Annotated in this window: 15 protein-coding genes; 8 read left to right on the top strand and 7 right to left on the bottom strand. The window is 40.8% G+C overall.

Annotation, left to right across the window (positions count from 1 at the left end):
- The first annotated feature begins 88 nt into the window (after positions 1 to 88).
- The 3 genes from BV375_RS38655 to BV375_RS07120 all read left to right on the top strand — a co-directional run bounded on the left by BV375_RS38655 (position 89) and on the right by BV375_RS07120 (position 2,173).
- Positions 89 to 220 carry a hypothetical protein gene (locus tag BV375_RS38655; RefSeq protein ID WP_279432908.1) on the top strand — a complete coding sequence of 44 codons (132 nt, stop codon included), beginning with the start codon at positions 89 to 91 and terminating at the stop codon, positions 218 to 220.
- 138 nt (positions 221 to 358) lie between these two features.
- A complete protein-coding gene (locus BV375_RS07130; protein ID WP_086758742.1) occupies positions 359 to 853 on the top strand; it encodes a host attachment protein in 495 nt (164 codons plus the stop codon).
- 1,134 nt (positions 854 to 1,987) lie between these two features.
- Positions 1,988 to 2,173 (top strand): hypothetical protein, encoded by a 186-nt coding sequence (locus BV375_RS07120; protein WP_086758738.1) that lies wholly within the window; start codon positions 1,988 to 1,990, stop codon positions 2,171 to 2,173.
- A 106-nt stretch (positions 2,174 to 2,279) separates the two neighbouring features.
- On the opposite strand, the gene BV375_RS36655 is transcribed toward BV375_RS07120, so the two are convergent.
- Positions 2,280 to 2,444 carry a hypothetical protein gene (locus tag BV375_RS36655; protein WP_166507399.1) on the bottom strand — a complete coding sequence of 55 codons (165 nt, stop codon included), beginning with the start codon at positions 2,442 to 2,444 and terminating at the stop codon, positions 2,280 to 2,282.
- 419 nt (positions 2,445 to 2,863) lie between these two features.
- The gene (gene pbpC / locus BV375_RS07115; protein ID WP_086758736.1) at positions 2,864 to 5,197 is read right to left on the bottom strand and encodes a penicillin-binding protein 1C; all 2,334 of its coding nucleotides are present in this window, start codon (positions 5,195 to 5,197) and stop codon (positions 2,864 to 2,866) included.
- Positions 5,198 to 5,565: 368 nt separating this feature from the next.
- Between pbpC and BV375_RS07110 the strand changes: the two genes are divergently transcribed.
- The 3 genes from BV375_RS07110 (at position 5,566) to BV375_RS07105 (ending at position 12,447) form a co-directional block, all read left to right on the top strand.
- Positions 5,566 to 11,283, top strand: a complete 5,718-nt coding sequence (locus BV375_RS07110) for an alpha-2-macroglobulin (RefSeq protein ID WP_208099074.1) — start codon at positions 5,566 to 5,568, stop codon at positions 11,281 to 11,283.
- Positions 11,284 to 11,368: 85 nt separating this feature from the next.
- Positions 11,369 to 11,491, top strand: coding sequence for a hypothetical protein (locus tag BV375_RS38650; protein WP_279432907.1), 123 nt, complete (start codon positions 11,369 to 11,371; stop codon positions 11,489 to 11,491).
- A 377-nt stretch (positions 11,492 to 11,868) separates the two neighbouring features.
- Entirely contained in the window at positions 11,869 to 12,447 is a 579-nt protein-coding gene (locus tag BV375_RS07105; protein WP_086758734.1) for a hypothetical protein, read from the top strand.
- A gap of 379 nt (positions 12,448 to 12,826) precedes the next feature.
- On the opposite strand, the gene BV375_RS07100 is transcribed toward BV375_RS07105, so the two are convergent.
- Positions 12,827 to 13,600: a hypothetical protein gene (locus tag BV375_RS07100; RefSeq protein WP_086758732.1), complete on the bottom strand. Its 774-nt coding sequence runs from the start codon at positions 13,598 to 13,600 to the stop codon at positions 12,827 to 12,829.
- 96 nt (positions 13,601 to 13,696) lie between these two features.
- A complete protein-coding gene (locus BV375_RS07095) occupies positions 13,697 to 14,071 on the bottom strand; it encodes a hypothetical protein (RefSeq protein ID WP_086758752.1) in 375 nt (124 codons plus the stop codon).
- 239 nt (positions 14,072 to 14,310) lie between these two features.
- On the opposite strand from BV375_RS07095, the gene BV375_RS07090 reads away from it, so the two are divergent.
- The gene (locus tag BV375_RS07090) at positions 14,311 to 14,976 is read left to right on the top strand and encodes a class I SAM-dependent methyltransferase (protein WP_086758730.1); all 666 of its coding nucleotides are present in this window, start codon (positions 14,311 to 14,313) and stop codon (positions 14,974 to 14,976) included.
- Between the two features lie 164 nt (positions 14,977 to 15,140).
- On the opposite strand, the gene BV375_RS07085 is transcribed toward BV375_RS07090, so the two are convergent.
- On the bottom strand, positions 15,141 to 16,838 hold the full coding sequence (locus BV375_RS07085; RefSeq protein WP_086758728.1) for a fasciclin domain-containing protein: 1,698 nt from the start codon (positions 16,836 to 16,838) through the stop codon (positions 15,141 to 15,143).
- Between the two features lie 550 nt (positions 16,839 to 17,388).
- Positions 17,389 to 17,541 carry a hypothetical protein gene (locus tag BV375_RS37510; protein WP_208099073.1) on the bottom strand — a complete coding sequence of 51 codons (153 nt, stop codon included), beginning with the start codon at positions 17,539 to 17,541 and terminating at the stop codon, positions 17,389 to 17,391.
- Positions 17,542 to 17,869: 328 nt separating this feature from the next.
- Here BV375_RS37510 and BV375_RS36650 point away from each other — a divergent pair, with 328 nt between their 5' ends.
- Complete coding sequence (locus tag BV375_RS36650) at positions 17,870 to 18,007, top strand: hypothetical protein (RefSeq protein WP_166507398.1); 138 nt, start codon at positions 17,870 to 17,872, stop codon at positions 18,005 to 18,007.
- 108 nt (positions 18,008 to 18,115) lie between these two features.
- Here the strand turns inward: BV375_RS36650 and BV375_RS07080 are convergent.
- A partial coding sequence (locus tag BV375_RS07080; RefSeq protein WP_208099072.1) for a M14 family metallopeptidase occupies positions 18,116 to 19,987 on the bottom strand: 1,872 nt, incomplete at its 5' end.

The following is a 19,987-nucleotide window of genomic DNA, read 5'->3' as shown; positions in this document are numbered from 1 at the left end:
TAAGTGTGAACTCGCATACTGTGCCCTTTGCGTAGGCATCGCCGAAATAGCAAATTCTGTCTCAAAAGCTATTTCGGCGACTCGCAAAATGGCAATTATAGTATCCAAAATAGCAAAAGAGTACTCTGAAATAGCAATTGTAGTGTCGAAAATGGCAAATGCTGTCTTAAAAGCTATTTTGGTGACTCCCGAAATGGCTTTTGCGATCGCTCATTTATGATGTTGAAGCCAACCCCAGCACAATGATTCCATCAATAATAAATAACGCCCCTTATATTTGAAGCTTTATGATTAAGTAGTTTAAGATGCTAACTACTGTTGCTAGTATTTAGAGATCCAGCATTGAAAGTAGGTTGTTATGAATAGATACCTTGTTGCTGTGATTGATGGTACGAAAGCACGTTTTTTAACCTTAAAGCCATCAGAATTACCAGGATATGATTCTGGCCCGCATTTAATCGAACATGAAGCTTTGCTGAGTTCTAATAACGAACTTCAAGGTCAAGAACTGGGGACAAGTTCTAAAACTGGGCGTAATCGAGGTGTTGCTGGTCAAGCACACAGCTATGAAGATCGCCGCGACAATCAAATGATTGAATTTGAACGTCGCTTTACCCAAAGCATTACTGTTAAGATAGTTAACTTGATTCAGGCTCATCAAATTCAGCAACTCTTGATGATTGCGGAACCTCGGCTATTAAGTTTGATTCGAGAAAGTTTAATACCTATATTACCGAGAAATATCAAGATTCATGAAATAGCAAAAGAGCTTTGCCATCTCAAACCTCATGAACTGCATGAGTACCTTGCTAGTAAAAAACTTTTGCCACCATACAAAAGAGCTTCACTTTAGTCATTTGTCCTTTATAAACATAGATGAACAATGGCAAAGAATGATACTGATGAGTCAATATACAGCTTGAATGCATCACAACTAATAGTTTCAGTAAGCTACAAAATATTACTTAAAGTTTACTGAGCATTTTGTGTAACTATTTTTGAGGGAAAATAAGCTTGAAGGGAAACTAACCTTAAAAAGCAAATTACGCTTCCCTATAAACACCTCAAATGTTTTATGTCTTGCAAGGACACGCAAATGGAGGTAAAAATGTTACACGATATTTTAGAGCCTGATGCTGGCATTTATCTGATCGTCAAAATTTCTGTGTTGATTTTGGCACTTTTGATGTTGATGATTATATCTGCTGCCCCTGCTATTTAATAACAATTCTCTAAAAGTAGACAACAGATGATGAATGACGCGGGGACGCGGAGACGGGGAGATAGGAAGATTCATTTGTAGCCAGATTTTAGAGAAAAGGTATAAAGTCCGAAAATTTCCACTCTCACATCTCCTCAAAATGCAAGCTTTTCAGAAATCTGGAGGCGAGAAGGTGCTTAGTAAAAGCAATGTCTCGCACCTGGGTATGGGTTGTATAGCCCTATTAACAGGCTTGCCAATTTTTTGCTATCAAATTAACAGCCAAGAAATGTTAAGTAGGTAGGCGGGAAAATTTATAACTATGTCATTGCGAGCGTAAAAAGCCTTCTCCTAGCGGAGATGCTGCGCTTAGCTTGCTTAAGGGTAGGGGTACGGCAGCTTCGCTTAACGCTGAAAGCGTTCCCGTTCGGCGTTCGCTCTACAGCCCTTCGGGCATCCTACGGCGGGCGTTGCTGAAGGCTAGCCGTTCTCGAAGAGTAGGGTAGCAATCACAAGGTCTATGCGATTGCTTCACTCCGTACCCTTCTCCTTCGGAGACGCTACGCGAACGGGAAGGCTTCGCCTACGCAATGACAACTGTTCAATCGGACATGATATGACAAATGATTAGACCTCTTGCAAAAATATATTTTTGCAAGAGGGGCGAAAGGGAAAAGGTTAAAGGGAAAGGGTTTTGAGTTCTTTTCCCCTTTCCCTTTAACCGACTTCTGCAAGAAGTCTATTTTTCTGGGTGCCAAATAAAAACTGGGATGCACCGATCGCTTTATGTGTATTTGGAGTAAAGTTGATGGCAATCGAATCGCAGGTGAAGCTTTAGCGATATCATGGGCCGTGCATCAGCAGAATCAAATACCCGCATCTGCATTTAATTGGGACTTAGAGAAACGTCTGACAATTAGCCAAGGAAATATCTTTCGTACTACCAAAGATGAAGAAGTTACGATTGAGTGAATTCTTTATCGCAATGCTTTGTTGGATATTGATGGGTTTTATCAATATAATCGCCCTCGTATGACAACTGCATTTCAACTATGTGATTAGGAATCCCATGAACAAATTAACTTGCGTGTTCCCAATCGCTGAGTGATTCATACTCTTGCTTCGTCTTGCGTTTTTTGATTGGAACTTTAGGAGAACCAATATCAGTCTTGGGGAAGGACTGTTGTTTCTTCTTAGCAGATCGGTTTTCTTGTGTTTTGGAACTAGTAGGTGTGTTTGTCATGGTTAAATGAACCTTTAATGAAAACTTGAGAACTATAATTTATAACATCAATTTCAAAAGGGCAAATTTCTGAAGAAATATATTACATTTTTCAGTAATCCCACCGAAGAGCGATCTCTTCATTTATGCAGTTTATAAGCGTAAATATAAAACACGGTTAACAAATGCTTAAAGATGAGTTTACTTGAAAAGTCCTTGGGCGTAGAGTCTAGCAGCTAAAGGAGATTCTCCTGCTTCTTTGCGTAATTTTTCAGCAAATTGAAAGCGTTGCTCCATGTCTAGATCAATTTCTGGTTTATGATCCCAGTAGTATGCTATGTCATTGCGAGCGAACGAGAAGCCGCTTCGCGTCTACGTGTCTACGTTCCACTTTGTTGCACTCGCAATGACATATCACAAGTAATTTGCCGGACATGATATTAATTACCCACCTGAGAATTAATAACTGAAAAGCCGCGACGTGTGGATTTTCTACTGGCTAACTGGACTTGAAAGCTTACCTTATCGCTGATTTCTCCATTCCTTGCTTCCAATGTCCACTTACCAGGACGCAGATACCAAAATAAAGAATTAGCGGAATCCGTAGCTAGCTTTTCTCCATTCAATCGCCACTCTACGAGTTCAGCTGTTTTTCCTACTAGCTTAAACTCTAGTTTCTGCGTTGCTTGTTCCCCTGGATACAGCAAAAATAAATCGCCATTATGGGGAGATAAAATCCTAATATTACTAGTATTCAAAGTTGATTGTTGCTGTTTAGCTAACCAATCATCATATTCTGGTGGTAAATTACCTGGTTGTTGAGTTTCGTAGGCAATTTTGTCTTCTGGATAAAAATATTCTTGTACTACTGAAGCACAATCTGGTGTAGGTTTTAACCCCGAAATTGCACAGATGGGTAATTGTACTAAACCTTCTGGAGGCGTAAAACTAGATGGTTCTTGATGCTCGTGCAGATGTAACATAATCCGATTCCACAAGGGAGCCGCGCCTGTAACTCCTGATACCTGACGCATCGGTTCGCCATTAAAATTTCCTACCCAAGTAGCGACGGTGTAATCAGTAGTAAAGCCAACTGTCCAAGTATCGCGGAAATTAGATGAAGTGCCAGTTTTAACCGCGGATGGAAAGGGTAAATTTAATACAGAGTCTACACCAAAAGCAGTGGCACGGGCATGGCGATCGCTCAACATATCAATAATTAATTGCCAAGCCTTCGAATTTTGGATTTTGGATTTTGGATTTTGGATTGCAGGATCGGAAAATGTAGTAACTAATGATGTCGCTTCACCTTGTCGCGCCATAGTGACGTAAGCCCTAGCTAATTCCCACAGACTGACTTCGCCACTACCCAAAGTCAAACCCAAACCATAATATTCTGGGGTTTGATTGAGGTGTTCAAACCCCAATTGACGCAGATGTTCTAAAAAAGTCTGCACACCCACCTTCTCTAAAACCCTGACTGCTGGAACATTAAGCGAATTTGCCAAAGCAACGCGCACCCGCACCGGGCCGAGAAAGGTTTGAGTATAATCTGTAGGGCTATAAAGTTTCGCACCTGGAATTGCGTAGTAAGCAGGTACATCAGCCAAAATAGTATTTGGGCGAATTGCACCTTTTTCTAACGCTAACTCATACACAAACGGCTTTAAGGTAGATCCTGGTTGTCGTAGCGACTGTACTCCATCATTGCGTCCGAGTTTCGCTTCATCAAAGTAATCGGGTGAACCAACATAAGCCAATACTTCCCCAGTGTGGTTATCAATTACCAAAGCCGCCGCATCATGAACGTTATTCAGCGCGAGTGAAGAAATTACCTGCTTTACCTGTGCTTCCACAAATTGTTGTAAGGGGCGATTGATTGTCGTGCGGATTATTCCCTCCCCTTCCTCTCTTGGAGTACTTTGCTGACTCGATAACCAAAATAAAAAGTGAGGTGCAGCAATAATTCCCCGTTGACGAGATTGAAACACAACTTTTTCTGTAGATGCGCGTTCTGCTAATAAAGAAGTAATGTAGCCATCATGTACCATCTGATTAAGAACGTATTTTTGACGCTGCTTCAACCGTTCCCAATGCTCTAAAGGGTCAAAATAAGTAGGATTATTGGGGATAGCTGCTAAAAGACTAGCTTGAGCAAGATTCAAGTCACTCGCTGGGATAGAAAAATAAGTACGGGCTGCTGCTTCCACACCATAAATATTTCCCCCCATTGGTAAACGATTAACATAAGCCGAGAGAATTTCATCCTTATTCATCCCAGCAGTTAACCGCCAAGCTAACCAAATCTCCCGCAGCTTACCCCCAAGAGTGCGGGGAACAGGATCTAACATCCGCGACAACTGCATAGTAATTGTCGAAGCACCAGACACAACTTTTTTCGCGTGAATCGCTTCTTTGATAGCGCGGGCTATTGCTTTAATATCCAACGCCCCATGATGATAAAAGCTACCATCTTCAGCAGCCAAAATCGCATGGATAAACTGGGGAGAAACCTGATTCAATGGAACTACTGCTGTATGCTCTTGATCGCGAGTGAGTATAGTTCCTAAGGGTAGCCCATTGCGATCGCTAAACTGCATCGCTAGCTGATTTTGCATAATATCTGTAGCCCGAACGGGCGCAAAATATGGCATTAAGCGCACCGCAAAGCACATTAATAGCAAAGCTAAAATCACCTTACCTTTTCTGCTGCGATTCAACCCCCGCCAAACTTTTTGCGTAATTTGGATCGCCCAACGTGAAGTTAGTTTCATCAGCGAATCCCCTACCCCTCAACTTACTTTAATTTTGACGTAGCGATCGCAGTTAAATCAGGAAATATTTCTAACACTTAACAACTCCTTTTATAGAGTTGTTCTTTGTCATTTGCCATTTGTCATTGGTATTTTTTTGCAAATGGCTGTTGACGATTAAAGGATAGATTTAAATATGTCAATTATGACAAGCAAAAAGTCAATAGTTCTTAATATAATATCTTCTCTGTGTCTCTGTGCCTCTGTGGTTCATTAGTTAAGAATTGTAGTAATTGTTAGGAACAATCATGTTGTATTGGTTATCTATATAAAATATCTCACGCAGAGGCGCAGAGAGAAGAGATAATGAAGGTATTTTTAAGCTTATTATGATTATTAAAATTTTTATTCAATTTCTACTTACATTAACACTGCTGATAGGAATAGCAGGGTGTAATTTTTTTGGAATTAGCCCAGGTAAGGAACCACTACCAACAGTTACGCCTTTAGCACCGCCAAATTTACCAGATTGGATTGAACAAATTAGCCCCATTGGCGATGCAAAACTACTCAATCAAATTCGCATTCGATTTAAAGAGGCGTTAATCCCAGTGGAAAGCTTAGACAGTCCAGAACAGCAAAACTTACTACAAAAATTTGAACTTTTACCACCTTTACCTGGTAAATTTCGCTTTTTAACACCGCGGATGGTGGGTTTTCAAGCCGATAAAGCCTTACCACAAGCTACAAGATTTAAAGTTACTCTAAAATCTGGTTTAGCTGACTTAAAAAATCATCGGTTAGATAAAGATTTAGCTTGGACTTTCAACACGGAACCGATTAAGCTGACGAATTTACCTGGTGTTAACCCGATGGAAAAGGCTGACGATCAACCAATTGAGTTGCAGCCTAAGTTACAATTTACATCGAATGTGGAACTAGATGTCAATTCTGTACAGAAACATTTACAGTTAGTTCCTGAAGGCAAAAATGAATATATTGGCTTCAATGTTGAATTACTCAAAGAAGATAAGCCCCAAGAACAAGAAGACACCTTAGAAAAATTTGACCCTTCACAACGCAATTGGATTTATCAACTTATCCCTCAACAAACTCTTGCACAAGCAACTCGTTATCGGCTAAATTTTGCGCCTGGTATCCGTCCTGCTTATGGCAATTTACCTAGTGAAAAAGAATTCGCGAGTAAATTAGCCACCTATTCACCTTTGGCGTTTCAAAAAATTAATTTCTATGGACAACCAGACGCAGGCGGAACCTATGGAAGATTTGTTCAAGGTAGTCCGCAGCTAGAATTTAATAACATCTTAGTTGCAGATTCAGCTATAGGAAATATTAAAATTAACCCTGCGCCTAAAGATATTCCTAGACTTATCCAAGTTAATGATGAAGATAGAGTTGTAAATATTAATCCTTATGCATTAGCACCAGCAACTAGTTATACAATTACTGTTGGTGCAAATCTCAAAGATAAGTTTGGACAGACTTTGGGTAAGCCTGTCACAGTTAAATATGAAACTGGTGATTTAGCTGGGGATATTTGGGTTCCCTCAGAGTTAAATATTTTCCCTTCTGGTAAAGACTTACAGCTAAATATCAATACAATAAATCTGCCAGAGTCGAAGTATAAAGCAGCTTATAAATTAGTGCAACCAACAGATTTGGTTTACGATAATTATGCGAATAATTTCTTACCCAAACCTATTGACTGGCAAAGTTTCCCGGTAGCGAAGAAAAACAATCAAGCAGTTGATGTGACTATTCCTCTGCGAGAAAAGCTATCTTCTCCGACGGGGATGTTAGCTTATGGTGTGCAAGCACGTACTAATAAATATCAAGAAAATGGTAAGGAACTGTGGCGGGAACCAACAACTTATGGCTTAGTACAATTAACGAATTTAGGTGTATTTTCGCAGTGGTTTCCTAATTCCGGCTTAATTCGCGTCCATCATCTTAGCGATGGTTCACCTGTGAAGGCTGCATCTGTAGAAATTTATCAATCAAAATTGAACGAAAAATCTCGCACATCAGCTTCACCTTGTGCAACTGGCAAAACTGATGATACTGGGAATTTAAGTATTAAACGTGAAGATTTACAGCAATGTTTTCCTGGTAGTCAAAGATTTGTCAAAGCACCAGAACTTTTAATAATTGCCCGTGAAAATCAAGATTGGGCATTTACCCGTACAGAAGAATATAGCGGTGTTTATGGTTATGGGATTGATGCAGGTTGGCAAGATGGGAAACCAGAATCACGCGGAATTATCTTCTCAGATAGGCAGTTATATCAACCAGGTGAAAAAGCTTGGTTAACTGGCTTTGCTGATTACTTACAAAACGGCACAATTCAGCAAGATAAAAATGCAGTTTACCAGTTAACTCTAGTTAATCCTGATGGGCAAAATACTAGTTTAGGTACAAAGACAACTAATGAGTTTGGTACATTCTCTTTAGAGTTGCCAATTAGTAAAACTCAACGCTTAGGATATTATACAATCCAAGCTAAAGGTAAAACTGGACAAGAAATTTCTGGTGAGTTTCGAGTTGCAGAATTTAAACCGCCTAATTTTAAAGTTGAACTCAATTTAGATAAGGAATTTGCCTTAATTGGGGAGAAAGTTGAGGCGAAGGCTGCGAGTAACTATTTATTTGGTGCGCCTGTGCAAGGAGGTGAAGCGAAATATTTTGTTACCCGCCAGCAGGCTAATTTGATTCCTAAAGGTTGGGAAGAATTTAACTTTGGTAGACAATGGTTTTGGCCGGAAGAAAGTCCAACTTTAACTAGCGATGTCTTGCAAAGTAATTCTCAGCTTGATACAAACGGTAAAAGTGAACAAACTCTAACAGTTGCCAAGGATTTACCATACCCAATGACTTACCGGGTAGATGTACAAGTCGCAGATGTTTCTAATTTATCGGTGGCGAATTCGCAAACATTTACAGCCTTACCTAGTAATCGCCTCATCGGGTTAAAAAGTAATTTTGTTGCTGATGCTGGTAAACCGTTTTCTATTGAAGCTATTGTTACTGACCCTACAGGAAAACCCATCACAGGTCAACGGCTGCGCCTGGAATTACAACAGATGAAATATAGCAGCGTTACTAAATTAGTGGAAGGTAGCCGGACACCAAAAAATCAAGTTGAATATAAGACAGTGGGACAAGCAGAAGTGACATCTGCTGACAAACCTCAATCGGTAACTTTGACATCAAAAGAATCCGGTTCCTACAGAATTAGGGCAAATTTCAGCGATACAAAAGATGAATTAAGCGCCACAGATTTACAAATTTGGGTGACAGGAGATAATCAAGTATTCTGGGGTTCTGCTGAAGAAGACAGGCTAGAAGTTAAACTAGATAAAAAAGAGTTTAAACCTGGTGAAACTGCAACTGCATTAATTCAATCTCCCTACCCAGAAGCAGAATTATATTTTGCAGTCATTAAAGACAAACCTCTCTATCAGCAGATTATCAAAGTCAAGGGAGGCGCACCACAAATTCAGTTTGAAGTTACACCAGAAATGTTACCGAATGCAGCAGTACAAGCTGTGTTAGTTAGACAAGGCGCACCACTGAATGAAGTAGAACCGGGAAGTTTAGATAAATTAGTGAAAATTGGCTTTGCACCCTTTAAAGTCAACTTGCAGAATCAATATTTAAAAGTGCAGGTTAAGCCATTGCAAGCATCACTCGAACCTGGCGCTGAGGAAACCGTACAACTACAACTCTCGGATAATCAAGATATCCCCACCCAAGGACAATTTACAATCATGGTGGTGAATGAGGCGGTACTGCAATTATCTGGTTATCGTCCACCGGATTTGGTAGATACAGTATACGCCGAACAAGCGATCGCAACTCGTTTTAGCGATAATCGTCCCGATGTTGTCATTCAACCCCAAGATATCCCCAAACCCAAAGGCTGGGGTTACGGCGGTGGCTTTTCATCAGGCGCAGCTAATACCCGCGTCCGCACAGATTTTCAAGCCTTAGCTTACTACAATGGTTCGGTGGTGACAGATGCTAGCGGTAAAGCACAAATCGAATTTAAACTCCCCGATGACTTAACCACATGGCGAGTTATGGCTGTGGCTACCGATGGAAATCTGCGTTTTGGCAATGGCGATAACACATTTATTACTACCAAACCACTGCTAACTAATGCCATCCTGCCACAATTTGCCCGTCCAGGCGATCGCATCCTCGCAGGTTTATCAGTCACCAACAACACTGGTAATAGCGGAAATCTCTCAATTAACGGTGAACTTAGTGGTACGGTGAAGTTTGCTGAAAATAACCCCACAAGCACTGCTTTACAAACCAAAGCCGAACCCACTACCCAAGCTTACCGTTTCCCAATGGTTGCAGAGAATGTAGGAGAGGGGAAAGTCCGTTTTACTACGCAGTTAAATAATGCAGCCGATGCATTTGAAGTACCTTTAGATATTAAGCCGCTAGAAATTACCGAACAAGTTGTGGAAACAGGAATCGCCGAAAAGCAGAGTAAAATTCCTGTAAATGTCGATAAAAATACCTTCCCAGATGCGGGAGGCTTAGATATTCAACTGGCGAGTACCTTAATACCAGAAATTAAAGCACCAGCCAAACAAGTTTTAGCCGATAACGAATTACCATTTGCAGAACCAGCAGCGAGTCAGTTAATCATTGCGGCGAATTTGCAAACTCTCTCACAAAAATATGGACAGACATTTGCCGAATTTAATACTAATCAACAAGCAAATCTAGCAACTGAGCAACTGCAAAAACTCCAAGTAGCCGATGGTGGTTTTGCTTCCTACTCCGACCAAGAAAAATCCGATCCTTGGGTGTCCTCTTACGCAGCAGAATCTTTAGCTAAAGTAAATCAAGCCTTCCCTGGTTTAATTGATTCGGGGATGATTTCTCGCCTCAAGGGTTACTTACAAAAAGTTCTCGCTAACCCTAGACAATATGATTTTTGCAAACAACAACTTTGTAAAAATCAACTGCAACTAAATGCCTTGATAGCTTTAGCAGAACTTGGAGATAAACGCAATAGCTTCTTAGCAGATATTTATCAACAGCGCAATAATTTTGATGTAGTTAATCAAATAAAACTAGCGCGATACTTATCTCAATTTCCTGAATGGCAAGACGAATCGCAAACAATGTTGAACCAGTTGCAACAAAATATATATGAAACTGGTCGCACAGCAGTTATTAGTTTACCCAATAGTTGGGGATGGATGAGTTCATCAACAACAGCACAAGCACAAGCTTTGCGTCTATTTATTGCTAACAAAGCTAAACCGGAAGTAGTAGATAAATTATTTCAAAGTTTGCTAGCACAACGAAGAAATGGCACATGGCAAACTACTTATAACAACGCCCAAGCACTCACAGCTTTAGTAGAATATAGCCAACTACAACCCACACCACCTAATTTTGCGTCTTCTGTACAATTAGCTGGTAAAAAGTTAGGAGAAAATCGCTTTGAAGGCTACAGCAATCCTAGCTTACAGATAAATGTACCAATGAATAAATTACCTCGTGGTCGTCATGATTTAGTTCTACAAAAATCAGGTAGAGGTAAATTGCATTATCTGGTTGCCTATAATTATCGCTTGCAAGGAAATCAACCAGGAAAGTTTAACGGTTTACGAGTCTCAAGAGAAATACAGAAAGTTGGTGAAGAAAAAGTCCTGCAAAAATTAGGTCTTTACGCCTTTGATAAACCCTTAACTTTAACACCAGGACAAGTGTTTGATATTGGTTTAGAAATTATTACTGATCATCCTGTGGATCATGTAGTAATTACAGACCCTCTACCAGCCGGATTAGAAGCAGTAGATACAAGTTTCCAAACTACAACAGCAGCATTGCAAGCAAAAGCCGATAGTTGGCAACTTGGGTTTAAAAACATTTACCGCGATCGCATTATCGCCTACGCCGACCACCTCGAACCAGGAGTTTATAGCCTGCATTACTTAGTACGTTCTGTTACCCCCGGTAAATTCCTCTGGCCAGGTGCAGAGGTTCATTTACAATACGCACCCGAAGAATTTGGACGTGCGGCTGAATCTATACTGATACTGGAGGAGCGTTCCTGAGTATTCATCGCCTGTATGTAGGCTGGTCTGTAGAATTGAAAAAGAACGATAAAAGCCAGCTATAGCTTTTAGGAGAGGCTTTGCTATGACTGTAAATATTAATGTTCAAGAGGCAGAAGTCACCTTTTCTGAACTTCTAAATTGGGTAATTAAAGGTGAAGAAGTGACAATTATTCAAAATGGAGTTGCGATCGCGCAAAGGTACTAAATTTGATTATTAGTTGGGTAGCGAAGATACAGCAGGTGAACTTCAATTTCAAAATAAAGTCAGGCTGGAAGTTTCAGGTATACGTAAAGCAGACAATAGCAAAGTTAGAGCTAGAGTCAAACAAAAAATCGAGCCAACTAATCCTTAAGATGGCAATTTTCCTGCCTACATTACTGTTGTCGAATTCAGCAGACCCCTATCTTTTATTGTAAAAAAATGAATCAGATTCAATGTGATTAAAGCCTTAGCTTTTATTTGGCACTTTCTATATCCTAAGGTCGTCAATATATTTAAATCTAGTTCAAGCTCTTATACCAAATCAATCTAAGCTATCAGTTGGTTTAAGTTAGCAGAATGTGTAGGTAGATAGATAAATTATGCTACTAAAAAATATTTTACTAGGAACTGCTTTAGCAGGCGTAACTCTTGCTGCTCAACCCAATGTAGTACAGGCTCAAATTTGCCCTCAAAATAGCGTTGTTCCTGCTGCTATAAAACCTAGAATTATTCGTCAAGAACGACTTGGCTATCGCTTTAACATTCCTGATAACTATAGAACTTTGGTAGTTCGCGAGAATGGAATACTCGTACTTGACCCTAACAGTTTTACACGGGCGCAATGTTTAATTAAAAATAAAGCACCTACAGAATATCCTAAGAGTATTTCTATTTACATAACATCAGTTAATTCTAAAAATCGCACTTTAACTGAGATCGTCAAGCAAAACGACTCCACAGCAGAGAAGTTTGCTAATACTAAAGTTGCTAATCAAGCTGCTATTAGTTACATTTCTAATACTTTAGGAGTCGAGAAAAAGGTTGCGTTTTTTAGTCGCGATCGCAAATATATCATTACTGTCTCGACTCTTTTTAATTTTAACCAAGGGCGTCCCACAACCATCTTTAATCAAGCGGTATTTGATCGGGTTCTCTCAAGCTTTACTTTTGTAAATTGAAACCTAGACGCAGGCTACTCCGCATCTACGTACCTAATAATTCAGCTTTTGCGTACAGTTTCACCCAGAATTTACATAATTGTAGTCATATATACAGCCACTGGAGGGTGAGAGACATTTGCACTTTCACGGGTGGTCATAGCTACAATAAAAGCGCCAGTGAATACGGTGTAAAAGCTGGCGCTGGTGTTATCGGTATTTGTGAAGCATCATCTTATGCAAAGCGTTGATGATGCGCTAGTATGTCAATCCCCCTAGGGGTGAAACCCCTAACGAGTCTTTATACTAGTGCTTTCTTTCATTAATTTTGATGGGCTGCGAGATCCCCGACTTCTTCAAGAAGTCGGGGATCTGACCCCTTGCGAATTACGAATTACGACTATGCTGTTTTAAAAAATCGAATAATTTCGCGGACATGATCGAGAAATTGCCCATCAGTAGAAAGTTGCGCGATCGCATTTCTGGCTTCCCGCGATAGACGTTCATGTTCGGTTTGATTTGTAGCGCGTAATTCTTCTAAATTAGCGGCAATTATAGCTAAATCTTTGCGTGTTTCTTCACTAAACCGTTGTTGATTTGCAATAATTGAGTAAGGTTGTTCTGCATCGAGTTGTTCTTCTAAGCGCTGCATTTTTTGTTCTAATACAGAAAAGCGATCGCGCAGTTCCACAATATCTTCACGAGGATATTTCCATTCTTGGCGAATCATCGTTAACCGCGCATACAAATATTCGTAAGCACGGATGGCTGGACGGAGGATAGTTAATAATAAGGCTGCACCCGAACTAATGTAGCCTACAGTACTAATACCAGTCGCCGCGAGTGTATAAAGACCAATAGCTGAAAATAAATGTAAGGCTAAAGCAACCCAGAGCGATCGCTTTGCCAACAGCCTGACATACTTGAGTTGTTTCTCATCTACGGGAATGCGTTTTTCTATCGACTGCGCTGCTTCTGCTAAAACTTCTTTAGCCTGAAAATGCACATTCCAGGGTACGGTAACAATTACCAACAGCCACCAAAAACTTACGCCACCAATTACCCAGTCAAGGAAGCTACCAGCGGGAATGTGCAACCATTGCAGTAAACCAAAAGCCACCAGCACCAAAACTACAATTCCGACAATGGAACTGATGAAAAACTTAATGTACATCTTCCGTTGCCCCCAGTTAAACTATTACCTCGATGATGGCTATAACTGGGCAGTTATACGGAAATTATGTGATAGTTTTTTCAGCTGCACATCCAGCTAAAGAATTAGATAGCTATGCCAAATTGGTTGAGTATCTTTTCCCACCCTTTCTGGGAGCAACAATCGCCAAGTTTTACCTTCTTGCTGAACTTGCAAATAAACTTCAAACGGTTGTTGCAGTTGCGTCAAGCGTCTTTTTGGCAACTTGATGATTAGGTCATAGTTTCCCCGCACTCGAAAAGCTGGTAAACTCTCGATTGTGAGCGGTTTTTGCTCGGTAATTGATAGCCGTTTAATATCAAAGCCTTGGAAGTCTAGATCTAGCTTTTGGCTAAGTTGTTGCTGAGTTTGTTCTAGTTGCAGTGCGATCGCTTTTTGCACTAACTGGCTGGTTGGTAGCAGCCCAAGAGTACCACAAGCCGTCAATAGCATTAACAATATTGCCGTCAACCCTAGTGCAGCTTGGCGAAGATAACTATTTAGTTGAAAACAGTTAAACAGATTATAAAATAAACTTTCTTTCCTTCTGCCACGCCACTTGCTACAACGGAGGGAACCTCCGCAACGCAGTGGCTCATCTGCCATCTGCCCTCTGCCTTCTAACATCTTCTTTCTTACACAATACTCTCCAGCGATAGTATAGCGGTTGATGACTCGCATTCTCTATCACCATGTCAAAACGAACTATTGGTCTTGATGAACAACTCTACAGTTATCTTTTATCAGTTTCGCTGCGGGAGCCAGAAATTCTCCAGAAATTGCGCCAAGAAACGGCTAAGCATCCTCGGGGTACAATGCAAATTTCCCCGGAACAAGGGCAGTTTATGAGACTGCTAATCCAGTTAATTGGAGCCAAGAAAACCTTGGAAGTTGGAGTATTTACAGGTTATAGTTCACTCTCTGTCGCCTTGGCACTGCCTGCTGATGGTAAAATTATCGCTTGTGATGTCAGTGAAGAGTTTACGGCGATCGCTCGGCGTTATTGGCAGGAAGCAAGAGTTGCCGAGAAAATTGACCTGCGATTAGCACCAGCCTTGGAAACTTTAGATGAGTTGTTGGCAACTGGACAAGCTAAGACGTTTGATTTTGCTTTTATCGATGCAGATAAAGAAAATTATGACGCATATTACGAACGTTCTTTGCAATTGATTCGTCCGGGGGGATTGATTGCGATCGATAATGTTTTATGGTCTGGACGAATTGCTGACCCCCATATTCAAGATGAAAGTACCCAAGCTATTCGTGCCCTCAATCAGAAGTTACGGAACGACGAACGGGTAACGCTTTCCTTGATTCCCATTGGTGATGGACTGACTTTAGCACTTAAACGACATTAGTCCGTTTCATTCAAATTTTTAACTAAAATCGTATACTCCAGTAATAAGGAGTTGAGTCCTCGAAATCAGGACTCAACTCCTTATTATAAACTTCCTAAATATGACTCTATTTCACACCAAAGATAATGGGTAATAGATTTGACTTATTACCCATTACTCAACATTTAGAAGTTATAACCAACTCCTAATGTTAGACCTACGCTAGTTTCATCAAAAAAGGCTGCGTTCACAGCACCTGTAGCTGTAAAGCGAGAACCTAAAGGAATGTCTACACCACCAGTTGCCATAAAAGCAATATCGGTATCACCAGAAGTATCAATAGCTACCCCAGCCCCAATGAAAGGAGATATTGGGAAAGTTTGTCCAGATACAGGCGCTGCTTGTGGGGCAAAATCTAAAGTCACAGGAACTAGAACTAGTGTCTCATCTCCAAAAATTGCCGATGGACGCACTGATATATTACGTGTCAAACCAAGTTTGCTAATTACTGAAACGTTACCTACGCTCAGAGCGTTAGCACCAGTTAAACCAATGTTACCAGCAACTCCTATATAGCTAGGACCACCAAGGGTTCTTCTACCTGGTGAAACTGCACCAGTAGTTCCTCCTTGATTAGTACCCGGTTGCTGAGCATTCAGGTTAGGCGGAATCAGGACTTCATTAATTGGATAGATAACGCCATTGCTAGCTTGGACATTCGTTTGAAGAACTCTTGCATTGTTAACAGCAATTTGATTATTGGCGCTATCAACTTTAATATCTACTGGTGTGTCTTCAATAGTTTTTAATTGCCCAGTTGAAAGTTGGCTAGCGGTTATTTGACCGGGAACCACATGATATCGCAAAAGCTTAATCAATGTTTCTCGGTTCTCTGGTTGTTGTAACTGCTGGAGAGTACCTGGTGGTAATGCTGCAAATGCTTGATCTGTGGGAGCAAAAACGGTATAGGGGCCTGCTTGTTGTAAGGTTTCTGCTAAACCTGTGCTTCTTAGTAAAGAAGTCAAAGTTGTAAAAGAAGCACTAGATGCAGCTAAGGAAACGATATCTGTACCGCCAGTAGTACCAGGTTGATTAGTGCCAGGTTGAGTACTAGCTGCAACAATATAACTAGCCGCTGGAAGATTGCTAGCAATAGGTTGTACTTGTCCTTGTCTCACTAAAGCTTGATACAAAAGTGCTGCTGCTTCAGCACGTGTCAGAGTCCTTTGCGGATTGAGTTGTCTAACTTCAGGATAGTTAACAACAATATTGGCTTGTGTTGCAGCTGCCACATTATTCACTGCATAATTTGGGATTGCTGAGGCATCTGTATAGTAAGTGTTTAAAACGTTAGATGCATCGCTAGCAGTCAAACCCAAACCACTGGATAAAGCAACTATCGCCTGTACTTTAGGAATTTGTTCATTGGGCAAAAACCGATTCCCTGGATAGCCTGACATAAATCCAGTTTCGTAGGCTACTCGAATTGCGTCCGCTGCCCAATAGTTAGCTGGAACATCTGAAAATCCACCAGAAGCTAATTGCCGAACTGTATTCTGGTTGAAAGCTTTTTGAATCATTGCTGCGAATTGCGCACGAGTCACAGGTTGATCCGGCTTAAAGGTGCCATCAGGGAACCCTGCAATCACGTTTCTTTGGGCTAAGGCTGTAATGAATGGACTTGCCCAGTAATTTGAACCAACATCAGACAAGTTAGATGTTGTGCCTGGTGTTGTGCCTGGTGTTGTTGTCGTACCTGGTGCTGGAGTAGTATCTTGAGCCGAAGCAGGGATAGAAATTACAATAGGAGTTAATGTGGCAGCTAGTACTCCTAAAGCTAGCAAACTGCTCTTTACAAATGAGCCGCGAAACCAACTAAACATGAAAATAGCCTCCAAAAACAAGTAGAGTCGTTTCTCAATTCATTGATTGATTATTGGGAAGTACTGAATGCAAGGTTCAGTAGGCTCACATATTGAGATGATGACTAGGTTCGCCTCTTAACCAAAACTACGAATGCGAAGTGTTAAATCCTTAAAGTCTAAAAATCTACCAATATAGCCACCTGCCCTTGCATTTCATATCTTCTTGTCAAATATTTGCCCCAAAGAGCAACCCTAAGTGTGTGATGAGAGTTAAGCTTTTCAAGAATCACAGATAACACTCAGCATAAAAAAGCTACTAAGGGTATCTGAGATTTTTCAACAACCAAGAGAATCTTAGTATAAATTCATGACTTTATCAGTTTTAGTAATCTGGTCTTGTACCCGAAAACTTGGTATTTATTCGCCGTATTACCTTTTTGAATAAGCCTAATCACATCAATCTTGAGTTGCATGAGTCTACTATTAAGAGCCGAGAATGTGCATTATTCACATAATTAATATTTTTAATCCGACATCTGAATTCAACAACTAGCTATAGGCTAAATTTTTAGACATTTTTTTCCCTCTTTAGATAGTTGACAACAAAGGTAAATCTTTGAGCATGGCAGCGAATAGACAAGCTTAGACCAGAAATAGGCGATCGCAGTCCCAAAGTTAAACCATGATTAATGCCTAGTAAGGCTCTGCAAAATTCGCTCATTCAAAATTCAAACTTGAAAATACGGATTCTCTAAGCTTTTGAGCTTTGTTAGTTTGGTATATTTGTTTTTGGTCTGCTATCCTAACAAATTTCTCTATTTATAAACTAGATTATAAAATAGACTTTTCTACTTAAGTGTTTTCTTGGTAATTCTCTAGAGAAAAGAATTTCAGATTTACAACTTCACCCATATGTAATTGCAATTCTCAAAAGTTGGCATCCCGCTGAAGATTGATAAACGCTACCGCATCAATCTCATTTAGGACTAAAAATATAGCAAAAGATATTTCAGAACAACAAAGCGAGTGTCTTTTTTGACAACAAATTTTTGAAAATATTTTTATCTGATATTAAAAGTAGCGGCTGCTCGTTGGCAGAGGATGCGATCGCACTCCTCAACCCTACCCTCTACTTCTTCCACGGTAGCTTCGTCCCCATCTCGGTCAATGCCGAAAATATCAGATAGCTCACAAGCAGACCAGCACTGATCAGAAAAAGCACAACGTCATTATTCATTGTCTGTATATGTGCATTTCTTACCAACTCTACCAATTTTTGGGATCGCGAACAATTATCAAGCTAATTTCACCTCAGTGCGCACAACTCCCGCACGTTCATGACGAGCTAATAGTTTAACCGTGCTACCTAGGGGTCCACGTACCACCCATTCTACCTTTGCCCGGTCTTGAGTAGGGTCACTCTGCCTTCTAGTAGGATGTGAAGGTTGGTAGGCGCGTCCCTCTAATTGTCCCAAGTCTTCACGGGTTTTCCCTGTTTCCAAAGTTGCACTATCAGGTAATTCAATTTCACAGATACAGCCTCTTACCAGCTTTTTCTCCAAGGCTTTTTGGGTAACGTAGGTAGGTAGCCAGCCTGTATTATGCACTACCAGCCGCACTCGATACAGATCGTTACCTAAGTTGCAGACACTGGTTTCATAAATCTCTAAACGAGGGGAGATTAACAAATGCCAAACTAACCAATCTGGAAAGCGGGCTATTTCCTTCTCTAAAAACTCTGGGGGTGGATTACCCCACGCATACATAGTATTCCAGCCACCTAATTCTACTTGACCAAGTTGGGGATGGTCGAAGGTATACCAGTCAACGTATCCCTTACCTGAGAGTTGTTCATCGTTCCAACGTAACAGCTTCAGTTCATCTTCTAATGGGTGTTCTCGATACCATTCGATGTGTTTATAATCTTTAATTCCGGCTTGGCTTTGCGGACTCCAAACTTCTACTGTCCAAGTAAATACACCCTGTTCGTCATAAGCCCAATCGTCAAAAGTACCAGAGATAAAATCTTTGGGATCGTAGCGAAAGTCATGAAAAGCAGAAATAGCTGGGTATTCAGTAATTTCAGTACCTTTTTTACCAATGTATTGATAAGTGCGGAGGTCTTGAACAGGGAATTCCTCATCGCTGTGGTAGCTGTAAGGACGGATGAGTACACCGCTAAAAGTGTGAAAAGATACAGCCCCAGTAATGTTAGGATGAGTAGTTATAAATTGGACAAGCGATCGCACTTCTGTTTCTGATGTCGGATAAGGACCAGCCCCGGGCTGTTGAAATTCTTGTCGCCACATAACTGGAAAATTGCGGTTCAAGTCTAACCCCTGTTGGGTCGGCTGGATATTAATCTGCACTCCATCGTAATTTTCAATATGTCCTTCTGGTAACAGTCGATAATATTGACCACCAATTTCTGTTGGTTCACGACGTACCAATAAACGCGGTTCTGTAGGGCAGATTTTCCAAGCACCATTGGCATCGGGGATGCGCATGAGTAAAATCCGACCATCACCATCTATATCTTCCATGACTAAACCATCGTTGCTTTCCCTACCTTCAGGATAGGGACGGGTAGCAGAACGAATAAATTTAGGTTTATCAGCCAAGGCCCACTCCGCACCATCAGGGTTAACACGCGGGCAAATATAGAAGGTGCGAGTGTCTAAACAACGAGTAATATCTGAATGAGTGCCGTAGCCTGTAACTAATGTTTGCAGCAGGTACAGGCAGACAATCGACGGTGCTAATTCTACCGCGTGGATATTGCCATCAACCCAGAGAGCAGGTTTTTCTTGGTCTGATCCGGTAGCGAAATTACTAACAGTCAGAAGCCAGATGTCACGACCTTCATAACTCTTGCCGATACTTTCTATGCGTATCAGATGAGGAAATTCCTCTGCATAACTATGCAAGATGCTTGTCAGGTCTTCGTATCGGTAGTATTTATTAAATTGAACATCTGGCATAATAACCCTCTCATGCGCCAGGTGAACATTCTCTACAATACCATTAGCCGGGCGATGCCTGCGGCGGGCTGCGCCAACGCTCTTAGTGCTGCTACTCGACAATAGACCTAGCTTGAAAAAGAGCTGTGAGGATAGGTTAAGTAGCCCAAATGATTTGCTGTTGACAGAAATCATGGCTGTACAGCA

It is taken from the genome of Nostoc sp. 106C, from assembly GCF_002154725.1.
GTDB lineage: Bacteria > Cyanobacteriota > Cyanobacteriia > Cyanobacteriales > Nostocaceae > Aulosira.
The sequence above is the reverse complement of the archived record's forward strand: the minus strand, read 5'-3'. Positions and strand labels throughout refer to the sequence as shown.

Bases quoted from the DNA above. Each gene is read 5' to 3' on its own strand.
- BV375_RS07120 (WP_086758738.1), top strand. From the start codon at position 1,988: ATGTGTATTTGGAGTAAAGTTGATGGCAATCGAATCGCAGGTGAAGCT.
- BV375_RS07090 (WP_086758730.1), top strand. From the start codon at position 14,311: ATGTCAAAACGAACTATTGGTCTTGATGAACAACTCTACAGTTATCTT.
- BV375_RS07100 (WP_086758732.1), bottom strand. From the start codon at position 13,600: ATGTACATTAAGTTTTTCATCAGTTCCATTGTCGGAATTGTAGTTTTG.
- BV375_RS07085 (WP_086758728.1), bottom strand. From the start codon at position 16,838: ATGTTTAGTTGGTTTCGCGGCTCATTTGTAAAGAGCAGTTTGCTAGCT.
- BV375_RS38650 (WP_279432907.1), top strand. From the start codon at position 11,369: ATGACTGTAAATATTAATGTTCAAGAGGCAGAAGTCACCTTTTCTGAA.
- BV375_RS07105 (WP_086758734.1), top strand. From the start codon at position 11,869: ATGCTACTAAAAAATATTTTACTAGGAACTGCTTTAGCAGGCGTAACT.
- BV375_RS37510 (WP_208099073.1), bottom strand. From the start codon at position 17,541: ATGAGCGAATTTTGCAGAGCCTTACTAGGCATTAATCATGGTTTAACT.
- BV375_RS38655 (WP_279432908.1), top strand. From the start codon at position 89: ATGGCAATTATAGTATCCAAAATAGCAAAAGAGTACTCTGAAATAGCA.
- BV375_RS07130 (WP_086758742.1), top strand. From the start codon at position 359: ATGAATAGATACCTTGTTGCTGTGATTGATGGTACGAAAGCACGTTTT.
- BV375_RS36655 (WP_166507399.1), bottom strand. From the start codon at position 2,444: ATGACAAACACACCTACTAGTTCCAAAACACAAGAAAACCGATCTGCT.
- BV375_RS07110 (WP_208099074.1), top strand. From the start codon at position 5,566: ATGATTATTAAAATTTTTATTCAATTTCTACTTACATTAACACTGCTG.
- pbpC (WP_086758736.1), bottom strand. From the start codon at position 5,197: ATGAAACTAACTTCACGTTGGGCGATCCAAATTACGCAAAAAGTTTGG.
- BV375_RS07095 (WP_086758752.1), bottom strand. From the start codon at position 14,071: ATGCTATTGACGGCTTGTGGTACTCTTGGGCTGCTACCAACCAGCCAG.